Source organism: Streptomyces sp. NPDC101181, assembly GCF_044767975.1.
GTDB lineage: Bacteria > Actinomycetota > Actinomycetes > Streptomycetales > Streptomycetaceae > Streptomyces.
The window spans coordinates 139,339-156,563 of sequence record NZ_JBIWOX010000014.1 but is presented as its reverse complement, the minus strand read 5'-3'; the positions used below and the strand labels follow the sequence as shown (position 1 = coordinate 156,563).

General features: G+C 75.0%; 14 protein-coding genes. 7 read left to right on the top strand and 7 right to left on the bottom strand.

Annotation, left to right across the window (positions count from 1 at the left end; genetic code table 11):
• Positions 1-161: 161 nt before the first annotated feature.
• Complete coding sequence (locus ACIRRU_RS21295; protein WP_403682791.1) at positions 162-1,919, top strand: CocE/NonD family hydrolase; 1,758 nt, start codon at positions 162-164, stop codon at positions 1,917-1,919.
• 140 nt (positions 1,920-2,059) lie between these two features.
• The gene (locus ACIRRU_RS21290; protein WP_403682788.1) at positions 2,060-2,299 is read left to right on the top strand and encodes a DUF1049 domain-containing protein; all 240 of its coding nucleotides are present in this window, start codon (positions 2,060-2,062) and stop codon (positions 2,297-2,299) included.
• 31 nt (positions 2,300-2,330) lie between these two features.
• Here ACIRRU_RS21290 and ACIRRU_RS21285 read toward each other — a convergent pair whose 3' ends face one another.
• Together ACIRRU_RS21285 and ACIRRU_RS21280 are read right to left on the bottom strand one after the other, a co-directional pair.
• Positions 2,331-2,684: a VOC family protein gene (locus tag ACIRRU_RS21285; RefSeq protein WP_403682786.1), complete on the bottom strand. Its 354-nt coding sequence runs from the start codon at positions 2,682-2,684 to the stop codon at positions 2,331-2,333.
• Positions 2,685-2,774: 90 nt separating this feature from the next.
• Complete coding sequence (locus ACIRRU_RS21280; protein WP_403682784.1) at positions 2,775-4,283, bottom strand: bifunctional phosphatase PAP2/diacylglycerol kinase family protein; 1,509 nt, start codon at positions 4,281-4,283, stop codon at positions 2,775-2,777.
• A gap of 219 nt (positions 4,284-4,502) precedes the next feature.
• Between ACIRRU_RS21280 and ACIRRU_RS21275 the strand changes: the two genes are divergently transcribed.
• Positions 4,503-5,870 carry an aminotransferase class I/II-fold pyridoxal phosphate-dependent enzyme gene (locus ACIRRU_RS21275; protein WP_403682781.1) on the top strand — a complete coding sequence of 456 codons (1,368 nt, stop codon included), beginning with the start codon at positions 4,503-4,505 and terminating at the stop codon, positions 5,868-5,870.
• Between the two features lie 69 nt (positions 5,871-5,939).
• Here the strand turns inward: ACIRRU_RS21275 and ACIRRU_RS21270 are convergent, their stop codons facing one another.
• Together ACIRRU_RS21270 and ACIRRU_RS21265 are read right to left on the bottom strand one after the other, a co-directional pair.
• Positions 5,940-6,596 carry a VTT domain-containing protein gene (locus ACIRRU_RS21270; RefSeq protein WP_363200220.1) on the bottom strand — a complete coding sequence of 219 codons (657 nt, stop codon included), beginning with the start codon at positions 6,594-6,596 and terminating at the stop codon, positions 5,940-5,942.
• Entirely contained in the window at positions 6,593-7,375 is a 783-nt protein-coding gene (locus ACIRRU_RS21265; RefSeq protein WP_403682778.1) for an MBL fold metallo-hydrolase, read from the bottom strand. The genes ACIRRU_RS21270 and ACIRRU_RS21265 overlap by 4 nt, the downstream gene beginning before the upstream one ends.
• Positions 7,376-7,605: 230 nt before the next feature.
• On the opposite strand from ACIRRU_RS21265, the gene ACIRRU_RS21260 reads away from it, so the two are divergent.
• Positions 7,606-9,873 (top strand): phage holin family protein, encoded by a 2,268-nt coding sequence (locus ACIRRU_RS21260; RefSeq protein WP_403682775.1) that lies wholly within the window; start codon positions 7,606-7,608, stop codon positions 9,871-9,873.
• 54 nt (positions 9,874-9,927) lie between these two features.
• Here ACIRRU_RS21260 and ACIRRU_RS21255 read toward each other — a convergent pair whose 3' ends face one another.
• Positions 9,928-10,980, bottom strand: a complete 1,053-nt coding sequence (locus tag ACIRRU_RS21255) for a LacI family DNA-binding transcriptional regulator (protein ID WP_403682772.1) — start codon at positions 10,978-10,980, stop codon at positions 9,928-9,930.
• A gap of 548 nt (positions 10,981-11,528) precedes the next feature.
• Here ACIRRU_RS21255 and ACIRRU_RS21250 point away from each other — a divergent pair.
• The 3 genes from ACIRRU_RS21250 to ACIRRU_RS21240 all read left to right on the top strand — a co-directional run bounded on the left by ACIRRU_RS21250 (position 11,529) and on the right by ACIRRU_RS21240 (position 15,014).
• On the top strand, positions 11,529-12,098 hold the full coding sequence (locus ACIRRU_RS21250) for a hypothetical protein (RefSeq protein WP_403682769.1): 570 nt from the start codon (positions 11,529-11,531) through the stop codon (positions 12,096-12,098).
• Between the two features lie 35 nt (positions 12,099-12,133).
• Positions 12,134-14,428, top strand: coding sequence for a protein translocase subunit SecD (gene secD / locus ACIRRU_RS21245; RefSeq protein WP_403682766.1), 2,295 nt, complete (start codon positions 12,134-12,136; stop codon positions 14,426-14,428).
• Positions 14,429-14,708: 280 nt separating this feature from the next.
• Positions 14,709-15,014, top strand: coding sequence for a 4a-hydroxytetrahydrobiopterin dehydratase (locus tag ACIRRU_RS21240; protein ID WP_403682763.1), 306 nt, complete (start codon positions 14,709-14,711; stop codon positions 15,012-15,014).
• Between the two features lie 82 nt (positions 15,015-15,096).
• Here ACIRRU_RS21240 and ACIRRU_RS21235 read toward each other — a convergent pair whose 3' ends face one another.
• Both ACIRRU_RS21235 and ACIRRU_RS21230 read right to left on the bottom strand, forming a co-directional pair.
• Positions 15,097-16,059, bottom strand: a complete 963-nt coding sequence (locus ACIRRU_RS21235; protein WP_403682760.1) for a LysR substrate-binding domain-containing protein — start codon at positions 16,057-16,059, stop codon at positions 15,097-15,099.
• Positions 16,060-16,254: 195 nt separating this feature from the next.
• On the bottom strand, positions 16,255-17,091 hold the full coding sequence (locus ACIRRU_RS21230; RefSeq protein ID WP_363200213.1) for an aldo/keto reductase: 837 nt from the start codon (positions 17,089-17,091) through the stop codon (positions 16,255-16,257).
• Positions 17,092-17,225 lie beyond the last annotated feature (134 nt).

Genomic DNA, 17,225 nt, shown 5'->3' with positions numbered 1-17,225 from the left:
CCGCTGTGTTTCCGCGCGCCGCATGTGAACATCCGTCAAGAACCGCTGACAGAGGCGTTGACACCGGTATGACCTGTGTCACAGCATGAGCGCGGCCCAATACTTACCGGTCGGTAAGGTGCCTTTGTGTGGAGGTCCTCGTGTCAGGTGCTGTGTCCGCAATGCGCGTCCCGTTCGTCGCCGTCGCCGGGGCGGCCCTCGTCGCCCCCCTCGTCCTCGCCGGTCCGGCTCACGCCGAGGCCGAGCCGTACACCGTCACCCCGCTGACGTTCACCGTCGAGGCGGGCGGCCGATCCTGCACGGTGGACGCCGATCTCTACCGCCCCGCCGGGGCCGACGCGCGGCGGCCCGCCCCCGCCGTCCTCGCCACCAACGGCTTCGGCGGCAGCAAGTCCGACGGCCAGACCGACGCCATCGGCAGGGCGTTCGCGGCCCGCGGTTACGTCGGGCTGGTCTACTCCGGCCTCGGCTTCGGGAAGTCCGGCTGCCTGATCAGCCTGGACGACCCGGCCGTCGACGGGCGGGCGGCCGGCGCGCTCCTGGACTTCCTCGGCGGCCTGCGCGCGGCCGACGACGGCACCAGGGCCGACTTCGTCACCCAGGACGCCGAGGGCGACCCGCGCGTCGGCATGGTCGGCGGCTCCTACGGCGGGGCGATCCAGCTGGCCACCGCCGCCGTGGACCCCCGCCTCGACGCCCTCGTGCCGCTCATCACCTGGAACGACCTCGCCTACGCGCTCGCCCCCAACAACACCGGGGCACGCGCCGGCGTCACCTCCGACACCCCGGGCGTCTTCAAGTGGCAGTGGACCAACGGCTTCTACCTCATCGGCGAGGGACAGCCGCTCCTCAACCCGAGCCTGGACCCGTCCCGGATCAACCGGCTGGACTGCCTGCACTTCGCCACCCGCGCCTGCGAGACGATCCGCCTCCTCAACTCCGGCCGCTACCCCGCCGGGAAGACGCGGGAGATGCTGGCCTACGCGCGCGGCGTCTCGCCGGTCTCCTACCTGGACCGGGTCACGGCCCCCACCCTGGTCGTCCAGGGCCAGGCCGACAGCCTGTTCAACCTGAACGAGGCCACGGCCACCTACAAGACGCTCAAGGCGCAGGGCACCGAGACCAAGATGATCTGGCAGTCCTGGGGCCACAGCGGCGGTCAGGTGCCCGGCGAACTCGACCTGGGGCAGGGCAATCTGGAGACCAGCCACACCGGTCAGCGGATCCTCGCCTGGTTCGACCGGTATCTGCGGAAGAACACCGCCACCGACACCGGGCCCGCCCTCTCCTACTACCGTTCCTGGCAGAGCGGTTACGGCACCGCCGAGGACGTCCCGGCGCTCTCCCGGACGATGTACCTCTCCGGTGACGGCAAGCTGGTCGACAACCGTTCCAAGGTGGCGCGCGGCAGCCGCCAGTACACCAACTGGCTGGTGCCGACCAGTCATTCGGAGAGTTCGATCGCCCCGCTGATCGGGCTGCCCGACCCCGAACCGTACGACACCAAGGGGACCTACCTCGGCTGGCGCGGCGAACCGCTCACCGAGCCCCTCGACGTCGTCGGCGCGGCCAGGGCCACCCTGAAGGTCCGCTCGCCCGCGGCGGAGCGGGTCCAGAACAGCGGCGACGCCTCGGACAAGCTCGTGCTGTTCGCCAAGGTCTACGACGTCGCGCCCGACGGCTCCCGCACGCTGGTGAACCGCCTCGTCTCGCCGGTCCGGGTCCCCGACGTCACCCGGCCCTTCACGGTCGAGCTGCCGGGCATCGTCCACCGGTACGAGAAGGGGCACCGCCTGGAGTTCGTGGTCGCCGCCAGCGACACCGCGTACTTCGGCAACCGGGGCATCAAGCCCGTCACCGTCGTCCACGCGCCCGAGGACACGGGCGTCCTGGAGCTGCCGGTGGTCCCGGCGAGCTGACCGGCCGCGACCGCCGTTCACCCGGACGGCGGTACAGGACCGCCCTCCGGGCCCGGTGGACGGACATGCTGGGCTCCGGGGGGCGGTCGCACGGACGACGGGCGGGCCGGACGGCGCAGGGCGAGCGGAAGGGCCGGACCATGAGCCCCAGGGACGTATCGAGCGGCAGCCGGCGCGGCACGGGCCGCCTCACCCTCGGCCGCGTCGCGATGGCCGTGCTGGTCGTGCTCGTCGTGGTGTTCATCTGCGTGAACACCAAGGACGTCACCATCCGCGTGCTGATCCCCGAGGTGACCCTGCCGCTCTGGTTCGCCCTGCTCGCCATGTTCCTGATCGGCGGGGTGTGGGGCGGCTACCTCTTCCGTCGCCGGACCAGGTGACGTCCCGGGCGGCCCCGACCGGGCGGCCCGCTCAGACGGCGGCCTTGCGGTCCACGTACTCGAAGACCGAGCCGTCCGGATGCAGCGCGATGAGGTTGCGGCCCGCCGGGGTGGGCACCGGCCCCGCGACGATGTGCGCGCCCGCACGGGTCAGCGCCGCGTTCGCCTCGTCGACGTCCCGGACGGCGATGGTCGCGCCCACCTTGCGCAGCACCTCCAGCTCCGCCGCGGGACCGCTCATCAGCAGGAAGCAGCCGATCGCGGCGACCGACACCCCTTCGCGGTCGAAGCGCTGGGCCGATGTGCCCGTCAGTCCTTCGTAGAAGGCCACCGCGGCCTCCAGGTCGTCGACGCAGATACGCAGCGTGGTTCCGAGGATCTCCATACGAACGAGGGTAGTTGGCGGCCGCCGCAAGCGTGATCGATGGCGGATGATGAGATCGGTGCCTCATCATGCGGAACGGCGGGGGACGGATCAGAGCGGCATCGGGCAGTACACGGTCAGCGCCTCGGGCAGCTTGTCGACCATCAGCTCGGGCCCCGACTGCGCCACCTCACCGTCGTACGCGTACGGAGTGCCCGGCGCCAGACCGGCGATCCGCACCCGCCGCCGCCGTACCGCTGCGTGGGCGGGGGAGCGGGTGAGCGGTCCCGCGACCGCCGCCGCGAGCAGCCGCAGCGCGGGCCCCCGGCCACCGTGCACCACCCGGACGTCCAGCAGCCCGTCCGCCAGGTTGTGCCGACGGCCCGGGGCGGGGCCCACCCGCTGGAAGAGGCCGTTGCCGACGAAGAGCAGCCACAACGGCCGCCTGCGGCCCTGGAGTTCGGCCTCCAGCGGCCGCCCGCCGCGCAGCACATGGCAGGCGGCGAGCACCCCGGCCGGCCAACCGCCGATCCGGGACGACCACTGCTCCCGGGTACGCACCAGCTCCGGGTAGACGCCCAGGGAGAACGCGTTGAGGAAGTAGCCGTCCGCCCCGTCCTCCCCGTTCGGCCCGGGGCGGAAGCGGCCCAGGTCCACCCGGATCGCGTCGCCCGCGGTGAGCGCGGTCGCGGTGTCGTGGACGGTCTCGATGCCCAGGTCGTAGGCGAAGTGGTTGAGCGTCCCGCCGGGGAAGACGGCGAGCGGCATACCGTGCGTCGCCGCGACGGAGGCCGCCTGGTTCACCGTGCCGTCGCCCCCGCAGACCCCCAGCGCCCGGCCCCGGCCCGCCGCCTTGTCCAGCGCGGTCGACAGCTCGCTCGGGGCGACCTCCAGGACCTCCGCCGCGGGCAGCGCCTCGCGCACGAGCGCCGCCGTCGCGGTGGCGGTGCCCGACCGCTGGTTCACCACCACCACGAGGCCCTTCCCGGCGGGCAGCGCCGGGGCCTCGCCCGGCGGGCGGCCGGGAGCGGGCAGCTGGCCCCGGGTCGGCACGACCCCGCGCAGCGCGAACGCGGCTCCTATGCCCAGCGCCGCCCCCGCCAGCACATCGCTCGGATAGTGGACCCCCGTGTAGACCCGGGAGGCCGCCACCGCCACCGCGACCGGGGCCACGACCGCGCCCCAGGCCTTGGACTCCAGGGCCACCCCGGTGGCGAACGCGGCGGCCGACGCCGCGTGTCCGGAGGGGAAGGAGGTGGTGACCGGCTGGCGCTTGAGCTGCCGGACCATCGGCACGGCGTCCAGTATCGGCCGGTCACGGCGGACCGCGCCCTTGCCGACGGTGTTGATCGCCGCCGACGCCACGGCCAGTGACGCGACCCCGCGCAGCGCGGCGCGGCGGGAGCGCGCGCTGCTGCCGAGCGCGGCGATCCCGGCCGCCGTCCCGAACCAGAGCAGACCGTGGTTGGCGCTCCGGCTCAGCCGGGGCAGCAGCGGGTCGGCGCCCGGCCAGTGCCGGTCGGCGACGCTGCGGAAAACGGCCAGGTCCCGCCCCTGCAGCCAGCTCCGCAGCCGGGCGGTGGCGGGGGCGACGTGGGGTGAGGTGCGCGGTGACGACATGGCACAGCGAATACCCGTCCGGGCCGCCCTGAACCAGCAGGCGCGCTGAGACCCGCGCCACGTAGTGCCCCCGCCGGCCGACCCCGCGGCGGCCGGAGGTTCCGGACGGGCGGCCCGCCCGGAACCTCCGTATAAAGGGCCCTGGGGTCACCGCCCCGCCCCGGGGCGTGCGGCGGGAGGCAGGCCCCACGGCGAGCGGCGGAGGAGGGCCGGACACCGATGAGCGGAACCGAGGACACCGACCGGCCCCGGGCTCCCGGAGCACCCGGACGGCTCCGCGCCGCGACCGGCGCCGACCGCCCGGGGCGGCACGGGGAGCCACGCCCCGGACACGGCGACGAGCCGCGCCGCGCGCCTGCCGCCGAGGGCACGCACCCGGCCCGGCGCGAGGACCACGGTCCCGTCCGGTTCGGGCCGCCCGCGCTCGACCCGGGGCTGCCCGTCCTGCCCGAGCTGGCCGCCCGCCTCGCCGCCGCCTCCGCACGCACCCGCCCCGAGCCGCCCGGCGGAGGAGCCGCGCTGCGGGAGGCGGCCCAGGGGTACTGGGACCGGCGCGGGCTGCACGGCACGGCGGGCGCGATCGCCGCCGCCCCCGGGGCCCAGCCGCTCCTGCTGGCCCTCGTCGGCGCGCACGGCGGCGACGTCCTCCTGCCGCGCCCCTGCCCGGCCTCCTGGATGCCGCAGGCCAGACTGCTGGGGCGGCCCGCCTACCAGGTGCCGACCCCGGCCGAGTGCGGTGGCATTCCCGACCCGTACGCCCTCCTGGAGACCGTCCGCCGGGTCCGCGCCGAGGGCGGCACGCCGAAGCTGCTGGTGCTGTCCGTCGTCGACGACCCCACCGCCACTGTCGCCCCGCCCGAGCTGGTCCGCGAGGCCTGCGAGGCCGCCGTCGGCGAAGGGCTGCACATCGTCAGCGACGAGACCTGGCGCGACACCGTGCACCGGCCCCGCGACACCGTCCTGCTCAGCCCCGCCGAGATGTGCCCGGACGACGTCACCGTGCTCACCGACCTGTCCGGGGCCCTCACCCCCGCCGCCTGGCCGGTCGCCGTCGCCCGCTTCCCGGACACCGCCGAGGCCGCCGGACGCCACGCCCGTACCCTCGACATCCTCACCGCGCTCGGTGCCCTCGTCGCCGGACCCGTCGCCCCCGCGGCCGCTCACGCCCTGGGCGAGCCGCCGTCCGTACGGGAGCGGACGGCGCGGGCCGCCGCCCTGCACGGCGAGGTCGCCGCGGCCGCCCACCGCGCGGTCCTCGCCGCCGGGGCACTGGCCCGGCCCCCGCAGGCGGGCCGCCACCTCTACGCGGACCTCGGCCCGCTCCGCGCCGGACTGGCCGGCCGTGGCGTCACCGACTCCCCGGAGCTGGAGGAGTACCTGACCCGACGGCTCGGCGTCCCCACTCCGGGCGGCCACCGCTTCGGCGACGAACTGGGCGCGCTGCGCGTCCGCCTGAGCACCGGACCGCTGCTCGGGACGGCCGAGGGGCAGCAGGCCGCCTCCCTCGCCTCGGCGGCGCCCCTGGAGCTGCCGCACGTGGCGCGGGCGCTGAGCCTGCTCGCGAGGACCCTCGGCGCACTGCGCTGACCCGCCCGTACGTTCACGGCCCCCGGGCCGGTGCGTCGCGGTCCGCCACCACCCGGCCCGCCGTACGGCTCACCCCGTCGCGTCCCCCGTGCCCGTACCGTGGCCGAAGCGCGCCCGGAGCCTGCGCCACACCGCCGGAGCGCCGCTGATCAGCAACGTCAGCGCGACCGCCGCGAGCACCCCCTGCCACGGCTCGGCGAACAGCGAACCGCCGAGAATCCCGATCAGCTGGTACGTCGCCGCCCAGGCCAGGCACGCCGGGACATCGCCCCGGGCGAACCGCCGCAGGGGCATCCGGCCGAGCAGGCACGCCAGCATCACCGGGATACGCCCGGCGGGCACCAGCCGGGACAGCACCAGCACCGTCGCGCCGTGCTCCTCCAGCTTCGCCTGCGCCTGGGCCAGCCGCTCCGGCGCGGCCCGGCGGGTGATGGCCCCCAGCCACTTCGACCCGTGATTCGACCGCACCCCGCGCTGTCCCAGCCAGTACAGGCAGACGTCCCCGAGGAACGCCGCGCCCGACGCCACCACGAACAGGAGGAGCAGGGAGAACGGGGAGGTCTGGTGGAACGCCACCACCGCCGCCGAACTCACCAGCGCCCCCGTCGGCACCACCGGCACCAGTGCCCCCAGCGCCACCAGCAGGAACAAGGTCGGATAACCGATCGCCTGCTGGGTCGACTCGGTCGGCAGGTCCCGGACCACCGTCTGGATCTCGTCGATCACCGGCCGGCCTCCGGCCGCACCCGTTCGCCGTGCCCCAGCAGGTGCACCGTCACCTCGGGTGCCCGCTTCGCCGCGTGCCGGACGAAGTCGTCGCCCGGCGCGTGGAACTCGTGCGGCCGCACCGCGTCCAGGCCGACCGGCCAGTACGTGCCGTAGTGCACCGGAACCGCCGCCCGCGGCCCCAGCCGGACCAGCGCCTCGGCGGCCCGCGCCGGGTTCAGGTGGCCGTGTCCGAGGTAGGGGCCCCAGCCGCCCACCGGGAGCAGCGCCACGTCCACCGGCCCCACCGCGTCCGCCATCCCGTCGAAGAGCCCGGTGTCCCCGGCGAAGTACGTCCGGGCCTCGCCTTCGACGACATACCCCAGCGCGGGCACCCGGCGCGGGCCCACCGGCAGCCGCCGCCCGTCATGGGCGGCCGGAACCGCCCGCACCCGCACCGCGCCGACCCGCACCTCGTCGCCCGGCCGCACCTCGGTGACGCGCAGCTGCCGCATCCTCCGCAGCACCCGCAGGCCCGGCACGGCCGCCGTCGCGCCGCTCGGCACGATCAGCCGGGTGCCGGGGGCCAGCCTGGTCAGTGAGGGCAGATGGAGGTGGTCGGAGTGCAGGTGCGAGACCAGCACCACCTCGGCGACCGAGGCCCGCGGCGGCGGCACCTCGCCCCGGCGGCGGCGCAGATGCGCGAACCGCCGCACGAACAGCGGGTCGGTCAGCACCCGCACCCCCGAGTCCTCGATCGTGCAGGTGGCATGACCCCACCAGGTGACCTCCACCGGCACCTCGGCCTCCTCGCCTGTCCTCGTCCGTCCCCGCCCCGCCCCGGCCACGTGGCGGGCCGGGCGGGTCCGCGCCCCCCGTAGCGGGGAGCGCTGTGCGTACGAGCCTAAGCGCCCCCCGGTACCGCCGTGCCGCCGCCGGCAAGCCGCCGACCGGCACCGGCGCTGTGAAAAGCTGGGGAACGGGTTTCCGATGACCGGGCCCGAGGCGGAGAGGGCACGAGGTGACCGGCGTGGGCGACGGCAGATGGCGGACGGCGGGCGCGGCCCTGCTGCGGGTCATCGTGGTGTGGGCGGTGTCCACCCTCACCATGCTGGCGCTCGCCGGTATCCTCCCCGACTTCCAGCTCCAGTCCGACGACGGGGACACCGTCACCAGGACCGCGTTCACCGCGGCCTGGGGCGCGGGCGCCTTCGGCCTGCTCTCCGCCCTGGTCTGGCCCGTCCTGGTCCGGGCCCTGCTCATCGTCCCCGCCCTCGTCCTCGGCGCGCTGGTCTTCTTCCTCAACGGCTCGCTGCTGCTGATAGCCGTGCGGCTGATCCCGGACGGGCGGGGCGACGCCGCCCCGGAGACCGCGGTCGTCGTCGCGGCCGTGATGTCCGCCGTCGCCTCCGCCACCTCCACCGCCCTGACCGTCCGGGACGACGAGGCCTACCGCCGCCGCCTCTCCCGGCTCGCCGACCGCCGCCGCAGACGCTTCCCGGACCACCACGACCCGGGCCGCGACGGCCCGCCCGGCACGGTCTTCCTCCAGCTCGACGGCGTCGGCCACGACGTGCTCGTCAGGGCCGCCGCCGAAGGGCTGATGCCGACCGTCGCGGGCTGGCTCGCCGACTCCGCCGGGCACCGGCTCACCCCCTGGCGCACCGACTGGTCCAGCCAGACCGGCGCCAGCCAGCTCGCCATCCTGCACGGCAGCAACCACGACGTGCCCGCCTTCCGCTGGTACGAGAAGGAGACCCGTACGGTCATGGTCTCCAGCCGCCCCGCGAGCGCCCTGGAGATGCAGCGCCGGGCCATCGAACGCACCCGCGACGGCGGCCTGCTCACCGTCGACGGCGCGAGCCGCGGCAACCTCTTCAGCGGCGGGGCCGGACAGCTCGCCCTGGTGCTCTCCATGGCCGCCCGGCGCGGCAAGGGCCGTCGCTCCCGCGGCGGGTACTTCGCCTACTTCTCCGACCCGGCCAACGCCACCCGTACCGCCCTCTCCTTCGTCGCCGAGGTCGTCCGCGAGATCGGCCAGTCGACCCGGGCCCGCGCCCGCAAGGGCACCCCGCGGGTCAAGCGCGGCGGGCTCTACCCGTTCATCCGCGCCTTCTCCACCGTCGTGGGGCGGGATGTGGTCGTGGCCGCCGTGCTCGGCGACATGTTCGCGGGACGCACCGCCGTCTACGCCGACCTCGTCGCCTACGACGAGGTCGCCCACCACTCCGGACCGCACAGCCGCGACGCGGACAAGGTCCTGGCCCGGCTGGACCGCTCCCTCGCGCTGATCGCCAAGATCGCCGACCACACCCCCCGCACCTACCGGATCGTGCTCCTGTCCGACCACGGCCAGAGCCCCGGCGAGACCTTCGCGGGGAAGTACGGCCTCACCCTCAAGGACCTCGTCCGCGCGGGCTCCGGGCTGCCGGTGCCGCGCCGGGCCCAGCGCACCCGCAGCGCGTCCGAGGCGCGCGACGCCCTGCGGATCGCGCTGCACCGCCCGGTCGAGGGACAGGAGGCCGAGCACCCGGCCAAGCCCTCCGACCCCGTCGTGCTGGCCTCCGGCAACCTGGGGCTGCTCTCCTTCCCCGACATCGAGGGGCGCGCCTCCCGCGAACAGATCGACCGCCGCCACCCGGCGCTGCTCTCCACCCTCGCCAACCACCCGGGGATCGGTTTCCTGCTGGTCCACGGCGAGAAGCGGGGATCGGTGGTGCTGGGGCCGGGCGGAGTGGAGGTGCCGGTCGGTGAACTACGGGACGGCGAAGGTCCGTTGGCGAACTTCGGGGCCGGAGCCGCCGCAGCCGTGCGGCGCACGGACACCTTTCCGCACGTGGCGGACGTCATGGTCAACTCCATGTACGACCCCGCCACCGGCACCGTGCACGCCTTCGAGGAGCAGATAGGTTCGCACGGCGGACTCGGCGGCGAGCAGTCCCGCCCGTTCCTGCTCTGGCCGCGCGGCATGACCGACCCCCTCGACATCGTCGCCGCCGAGACGGCCGACAACGCCCAGGCAGCCGGGACGGCCGGGACCGCCGAGGCGCGCGCCGTCCCGCACGGCGGCGGGCTGGTCGGGGCGGAGGCGGTCCACCGGGTGCTGGCCCGCTGGCTGCACGAGGCCTCGGGGCCGCAAGTCCCGTTGCACGCCGAGGGCTTCGCCGGGGCCGACCGGGCGGACGCGCCGTTCCCGGGCGATACGGTCGTACGGGACGCGGACGAGACGCCCGTACGGGACGCTGACGAGACGCCTGTACGGGACGCGAGCGAGACGCCCGTGCGGGACGCGGGCTGAGGGCTTCGGACTTCGAGCCCCCGGTCCTCGGTATCCGTGCGGGCGCCCGGCGGTTCAGGCCGACTGGCGTCGTACCAGCGTCGGCGGGAAGAGCACCGAGGGCGACGGGCCCCCCGGGCCGCCGATCTGCTTCAGCAGCAGCCGGGCCATCTCCGCCGCCATCTCCTCCACCGGCTGCCGCACCGTGGTCAGCGGCGGATCACACGCGGCCGCCGCGCTGCTGTCGTCGAAGCCCACCACCGCCACGTCGGACGGCACGTCGCGCCCGGCCCGCAGCAGGACCGGCAGCGCCCCCAGGGCCATCAGGTCGGAGGCGATGAACACCCCGTCCAGATCGGGGCGTTCCGCCAGCAGGCGGCGCATCGCCGCGGCCCCGCCCAGATGCGTGAAGTCGCCCTCGGCGCAGGTCACGTCCGCGATGCCGTGCGCGGCGACCGCGTGCAGGAAACCGGTGAGCCGCACCTGCCCGGCGGGCCGGTCCTGCGGGCCGGACACGGTGCCGATGCGCCGCCGCCCCAGGGCGGCCAGGTGATCGGCCGCCAGCCGGGCCCCGGCGTACTGGTCGACCTCCACGTACGCCAGCGGCGACGGCTGGAGCGGACGGCCCGCGAGAACGGCGGGCATCCGGGTGTCGTGGAGCAGACCGGGCAGCGGGTCGTCGGCGTGCGAGGTGATGAGCACGACGCCGTCCACGTGCCCGTGGCGCAGGTACGAGAGCAGTTGCGTGCGGGACGCCTCGTCGTCGGCGAGCATCACCACCATCTGGATCCCCGCCGGGCGCAGCACCTCCAGCAGCCCGCTGACGACCCGCCCGAAGTAGGGGTCGGAGAACATCCGGCCGACGAACGGCTCGGCCACCGGCCGCCGTTCCCGCTCGGAGACCACCAGGGCCACCGAGTCGGTCCGCCGGGTCACCAGCGACCGCGCCGCCCGGTTCGGCACGTACCCGGTGGTCGCCACCGCCTCCTCGACCACGGAGCGCAGGGCGGGGTCCACCGTGGTCACCCCGTTGATCACCCGGGACACCGTGGCCCGTGACACACCGGCCACGGCCGCCACGTCCTCCAAGGTGGTGGGGCGTACGGGCGGCGGTACTTCGGCTGTCATGCAGCCCTTTATACCCGTCGCCCGGCGGCCCCGGCCCGCAGCCCCGGTCGGCCGGGGGACCGTCCGGTCACCGGCCGCGCCCACGGTGGAGCAGAAGCGCGGGCGCACCTGCGAATCGGGGAGGAAGTGGTGTTCCCTGACCCGGTATTGCATAGTGAGAGCTCGGTCGTGCCTCGCTATCAGCGGGCCGACGGGTGCGTGGGGTGGCCGAGAACGGCCGACCGGGAGTGAGGGACGATGCGTTCGGTGCGCGACGGGCAGCGACCGGGCCCCGTCGGCCTCCCGCCGAGCCGGAACGGCCGCGAAGTCCGTCGTCCCCGAGCCGGCTCCGGAGCCGGGTGGACCGCACCCGCGTCCGAGCGCCCGTGCGGCCCGGACCGTCCCGCCCGGTGCCCCGGCACCCGGGTGCGCCCGGCCGACGGCCCCTCGGCCACCGCGGTCCGCGGGGCCGGACAGAACCCGCGCTCCGTGCCGTGCCACCGGCCCGTGGCGCCCGAGCGTTCCGGCCGGGCCCGGTGACCCGGCACCCGGGGCCGCCCCGGGCGAACGTGAGCCCGCGGGACGTCCGGCGCGGCGGCCCGGCGAACCGCGCCCGAAGTGCCCTGGCCGCGCTGCTCCTCACCGTCCTCGCGGTGCTCGGCGGCGCGACCACGGCGAACGGCGCGGCACCCGTACTCACCGCGACTGCCGCGACGACGCCCACTACGGCGACGGCCGTGACGGACCGGGCGGGCGCGGTGACCGACCGTGCCCCCGCCCCGGCGGCCGGCGAGGCCCCCGGGCCCGCGACCGCCTCCGGCGCCCTGGCCGACGTGGACCGGGCGACGCACGAGCACCCACGGGCCGAGGCCGATCCGGCACAGGCCCCCCGGGCGGGTACCGGCCGGGCTTTTCTGCTGAGCCACGCGCCCCCGCCGCCGCACGACGCCCTGACACCCCGCCACCCGGGACCGGCCGTGCCCCGCGCGGGCGCCCGGGAGGCCGCCGAGGCGTCCTTCGGCGCGCCCCGGTGGCGTACGGGCGCGCTCCCCGGCGTACGGGGACCTCCGGAGAGGACCACCGGTCGCCCGGCCGGTCGTCCGTCCTGCTCTGCCGATCCGGCGCCGCGTCCTCGCTGAGGTGAGGGCGCCCGGCGCCCCACCGGAGGATTCCCATGACTCGCGCCACCGCGGTGCGGGCGGTTCTGGCTGCCGCCGTCCTGCTCGTCTCCGTCTTCATCACCCTGACCATGTCGCCCCGACTCGGCCTCGATCTCCAGGGCGGCACCCGTATGGTGCTCCAGGCCCAGGACACCGCTGCCGTCCGGGCGGACCGGGAAACCACGGACCGCACCCTGGAGGTGCTGCGTCAGCGCATCGACTCCCTGGGAGTCGCCGAACCGGCCCTGACCCGGTCCGGCGAGGACCGGATCATCGTCGAACTGCCCGACGTCCAGGACCCGCGCCAGGCCACCGAGGTGCTCGGCCGGACGGCCCAGCTCACCTTCCACGCCGTCGAGGGGCCCGCAGGGGAGGACGGGCTGACTCTCCCCGACGAGCAGGACCGCCCGCTGGCCCTCGGACCGGCCCGGCTGTCCGGAGCGGGGGTCGAGGACGCCCGAGCGGCGTTCGACACCCAGGGCGGCGCGGGCTGGAACGTGGCGCTCGACTTCCGCGAGGACGCCGGGAAGGACTGGACCCGGCTGACCGGGGAGGCCGCCTGCCACCCGGCCGGGGACGACCGGCGCAGGGTCGCCATCGTCCTCGACCGGAAGATCATCTCCTCGCCGCAGGTCGACCCCTCGGTCGGCTGCCGGGCCGGACTGCCCTCCGGCTCCACCCGGATCACCGGCTCGTTCGGCGCGGAGGAGGCGCGTGACCTGGCGCTGCTCATCAAGGGCGGCGCCCTTCCCGTCCCCGTCGAGATCGTCGAACAGCGGACCGTCGGCCCGACGCTGGGCGCGGCCGCCATCGACGCGAGCGCGCGGGCCGCCCTCATCGGGGCGGCCGCCACCGCCCTGTTCATCACCCTGATGTACCGGCTCTTCGGGGCCCTGGCCGCCGTGGCGCTGGCCGCGTACGCCGTGATCTCCTACGCCGCGCTCGTCGCCCTCGGCGTCACCCTCACCCTGCCCGGCCTCGCCGGGTTCGTCCTGGCGATCGGGATGGCGGTCGACGCGAACGTCCTGGTCTTCGAACGGGCCAGAGAGGAATGCGCCGCACAGCCGAAACGCTCCCTGCGCTCCGCGCTGACCACCGGCTTCCGGCAGGCGTGGAGCGCCATCGCCGACTCCAACGCCACCACCCTGATCGCGGCCGGTCTGCTCTTCTTCCTGGGCTCGGGACCCGTCAAGGGCTTCGGGGTCACCCTCGCCGTCGGGGTCGTCGCCTCGATGTTCTCCGCGCTGGTCATCGCCCGCGCCCTCACCGAGATCGCCGCCAACTCCCGCTTCGTCAGCGACTACCGGGGCGTCAACGGGATCGCCCGGCCCGGTGCCGTACGGACCTGGCTGATCCGGAAGGACCCCGGTCTCTTCCGCAAGCCGGTCCGCTGGCTCGTCGTCTCCGTGGCCCTGGTCGCCGTCGCGGCGGCCGGGATCGTGGTGCGTGGGGTGGACCTCGGCGTCGAGTTCACCGGGGGCCGGCTGGTCGAGTACTCCACCAGCCGGCCGGTCGACGTGGAGAGCGCCCGCGACGCGCTCGCCGGAGCCGGGTTCGGCGACGCCGAGGTCACCACGGCGGGCGACGGCGACCTCTCCGTGCGCACCGGGAAGCTCGACAACGACGGTGAGCACGCGCTGCGGTCGGCCCTCGCCGCCGAAGGGGGTGAGACCACGAAGGTACGGGACGAGCTGATCGGCCCGAGCCTCGGCGACGAACTGCGGCGCAACGCGCTGATCGCCCTGGCGGTCGCGGTGCTCGTCCAACTCGCCTATCTGGCGGCCCGGTTCCGCTGGACGTTCGCCGTGGCCTCGGTCGCGGCGCTGGTCCACGACGTGATCCTCGTGGTGGGCGCCTTCGCCTGGCTGGGGCGGCCGGTGGACGGCATCTTCCTGGCGGCCCTCCTCACCGTCATCGGCTACTCGGTCAACGACTCGGTGGTGGTGTTCGACCGGGTACGGGAACTGTGGGCCGCCAACCGGCGGACACCGCCCGCCACCGTCGCGCGCCGGGCCGTCCTCCAGACCGTCCCCCGCACGGTGAACACCGGGATGGGGGCCCTGTTCATCCTGGCCGCCCTCGCGGTCCTCGGCGGCGACTCGCTCACCGACTTCGCGCTCGCCCTGCTCATCGGCATCTGCGTCGGCACCTGGTCCTCGGTCTTCACCGCCGTCCCCGGGGCGCTCCTCCTGGAGCGGACCACGAAGGCGCCACCACCCGTACCGGGCAAGCGAAGGGGACGAGGGAAGGGCGTGGCGCGCGGGGGCAGGGTCCGGCGCGATCCGCTCGACAACGGGGCCCGGGTCTGACGCGTTCCCTGAGGCCGGACCGGTGCGGGTCAGGACGGAGCGTGGGCGTGCGGACGGGCGGCCACCTCGTCGCGGAGCGCGCGCGGTTCGACGTGCGTACGAGGACGGTCTGCCGGTCCCCGCGCGCCGGTCCCGCGGCAGCGCCCCCGCGTCCGTGTCGGGCAGGACAGCTGTCGGGGGAAGACCGTAACGTCACCGGCGTACCGGGACCGGCACGCTCGGACCCGGTCCACCGGGGCGCATACCGTGCGCCGGTCCGCCGAGACCCCTGGAGCCGTCCATGACCGCCGAACCGCTGACCCCGGCCGAGATCGCCCGCCGACTGGAGGCGCTGCCGGGCTGGTCGCTGGAGGGGGACCGGTTGACCCGGACCTTCCGGCTGCCCTCCCACTTCGCCGCCGCCGCGCTGACCATGCACATCGCGGGAATCCAGGAGGAGCTGAACCACCACTCCGACCTGACGCTCGGATACAACACGGTGGCGCTCTCCGTCCACACCCACGACGCGGGCGGCGCGGTCACCGAGAAGGACATCACGCTCGCCACCCGGGTGGCGTCCGCCGCCCCGTCCCACGGGGCGGAGTGACCCGACCCGCTGTCGGCCGGTGGCCGGGTGCCTCTCGTGCTCCGTGGCCCGGCGGCTCTCGCGGCGCGGTGGGCGGCCCGGCTCAGGCCACGGTGCCGAACCGGGGGTGGGAGGTGAGCCACCGGGCGTAGCTGGGGCTGCGGGACACCGCCTCCGCGTACGCGGCCCTGGTCGCCCCGGTCACCGTCACGGCGGCCGCGCTCGCGGCGGGGGAGCGCGGGTGCCAGCCCACCAGATGGCGCCAGCTGAGCGGCGCGCCGGCCAGGGGTCTGGTGACCAGGCCGGGCGTCGGCGGGAAGGTCGCCCGGCACAGCCCGATCGCCCGCCCCACCTGCACCAGATGGACGACGGAGGCGGTGTCCGTCTCGAACACCGACACCGGGGCGAAGCCGGCCCGTGCGCACGCCGTGGCGAAACACTCCTCGAAGCAGCCGTCGCCCGGCACGTTCGCCCAGGACTCGTCCGCCAGTGAGGCCAGCTCCAGCTCGCCCTCCCCGGCCAGCTCGTGGCCCTCCGGCAGCATCACGAAGACGGGGTCCACCCCCACGACCTCCCACGTCAGCCGCTCGGCCAGCGGCGGCGGGCTCTCGCCGCACGCCCCGATGAGGGCGAAGTCCAGCCGTCCGTCGATCACCATCGAGGCGATCTCGTCAACCGACCAGGCGGTGTAGGTGGACACGGGTGCCACGGGGTGGGCGGCGGCGATCCGGTCCACCAGACCGCCGAGCAGCGGTCCGTGCGTGCCGCCCAGCCGGAACCGGTCCAGCGCCCCGGTGGCGTTGGCGAACCGTACGGCCTCGGCCTGGAGTTCGCTCACCGCGGGGAGCACCACCCGGGCCCGCTCCAGGACCAGTTCGCCGAGCGGGGTGGCGCGGGCGCCGGTGTGGTCGCGCTCGAAGAGCGAACCGCCCAACGCCTTCTCGATCCGGCGAAGTTGGGCGCTGAGAGCGGGCTGGGCCAGCCCGAGGGCAGCCGCCGCCTTGGTGAGGCTGCCGGTGTCGGCTATGGCACGGACCGTTCGCAGATGGCGCAACTCCAGCTCCATAAGGGCAAGTTATGGCCCCACGGGCGCACCGGCAATATGTGCGCCGCGCTTGCTGTCATCGCGGCTTCGTCCGCCGTTCGGACGGTGTTCCGGCCCTACCCGCTTCCGGGACGGCGCGCCGTAGGGGGCATCCCCCCTGCCACCGGCCCCGACCGCGACCAGGGGCGCGGAAGGAGCACGGCGGGGGGAGCGGGGTCAGGCGCCGCGGTTGAACTCCGCCGGGTCCGGGCCCAGGCGCCTGCCCTCGTCGAGCGCGGCGAACGCTGCGAGGTCGTCGGCGTCCAGCTCGAAGCCGAACACGTCGAGGTTCTCCTTGATCCGCGAGGGGGTCACGGACTTCGGGATCACGATGTTGCCGGTCTGCACGTGCCAGCGCAGCACCGCCTGGGCGGGGGTGCGGCCGTGCTTCTGGGCGACGGCGACGACCGTCGGCACCTCCAGCAGGCCCTTGCCCTGGCCCAGCGGCGACCAGGCCTCGGTGGCGATGCCGTGCTCGGCGTGGAAGGCGCGGGACGCGGTCTGCTGGAGGTGGGGGTGCAGTTCGATCTGGTTGAGCACCGGGACCACGGAGGTCTCGCCCAGCAGCCGCTCCAGGTGCTCGGGGTGGAAGTTCGACACCCCGATGGCCTTGGCGCGGCCGTCGGCGTAGATCTTCTCCAGTGCCTGGTACGTCTCGGTGTACGCGTCCTTCGCGGGGACCGGCCAGTGGATCAGGTAGAGGTCGACGTAGTCCAGGCCGAGCTTGTCCAGCGAGGCGTCGAAGGCCCGCAGTGTGCGGTCGTAGCCCTGCTCGGAGTTCCACAGCTTCGTGGTGACGAACAGCTCGTCACGGGCGATGCCGGAGGCGGCGACCGCCTTGCCGGTGCCCCTCTCGTTCTCGTAGAGCGCGGCGGTGTCGATGCTGCGGTAGCCGGTCTCAAGGGCGGTGGCGACCGCCTTCTCCGCCTCGTCGTCCGGCACCTGCCAGACGCCGAAACCGAGCTGCGGCATGTCGAGGCCGTTGTTGAGGGTGATGGAGGGGACCTTGCTCACGAGCGGTCGATCCTAACGTCGTCGGTCAGTACTCCCCACGACAACGTCCCCGCGGCCCCGCACATTCCCGCCCCGACGTCCCCCGGGACCCCGGGCGTAGCGCGGCGGGCGGCAGTCCGACGACGCCCTGCTCA

Bases quoted from the DNA above. Each gene is read 5' to 3' on its own strand.
- ACIRRU_RS21295 (WP_403682791.1), top strand. From the start codon at position 162: ATGCGCGTCCCGTTCGTCGCCGTCGCCGGGGCGGCCCTCGTCGCCCCC.
- ACIRRU_RS21240 (WP_403682763.1), top strand. From the start codon at position 14,709: ATGACCGCCGAACCGCTGACCCCGGCCGAGATCGCCCGCCGACTGGAG.
- ACIRRU_RS21285 (WP_403682786.1), bottom strand. From the start codon at position 2,684: ATGGAGATCCTCGGAACCACGCTGCGTATCTGCGTCGACGACCTGGAG.
- ACIRRU_RS21235 (WP_403682760.1), bottom strand. From the start codon at position 16,059: ATGGAGCTGGAGTTGCGCCATCTGCGAACGGTCCGTGCCATAGCCGAC.
- ACIRRU_RS21280 (WP_403682784.1), bottom strand. From the start codon at position 4,283: ATGTCGTCACCGCGCACCTCACCCCACGTCGCCCCCGCCACCGCCCGG.
- ACIRRU_RS21255 (WP_403682772.1), bottom strand. From the start codon at position 10,980: ATGACAGCCGAAGTACCGCCGCCCGTACGCCCCACCACCTTGGAGGAC.
- secD (WP_403682766.1), top strand. From the start codon at position 12,134: ATGACTCGCGCCACCGCGGTGCGGGCGGTTCTGGCTGCCGCCGTCCTG.
- ACIRRU_RS21275 (WP_403682781.1), top strand. From the start codon at position 4,503: ATGAGCGGAACCGAGGACACCGACCGGCCCCGGGCTCCCGGAGCACCC.
- ACIRRU_RS21290 (WP_403682788.1), top strand. From the start codon at position 2,060: ATGAGCCCCAGGGACGTATCGAGCGGCAGCCGGCGCGGCACGGGCCGC.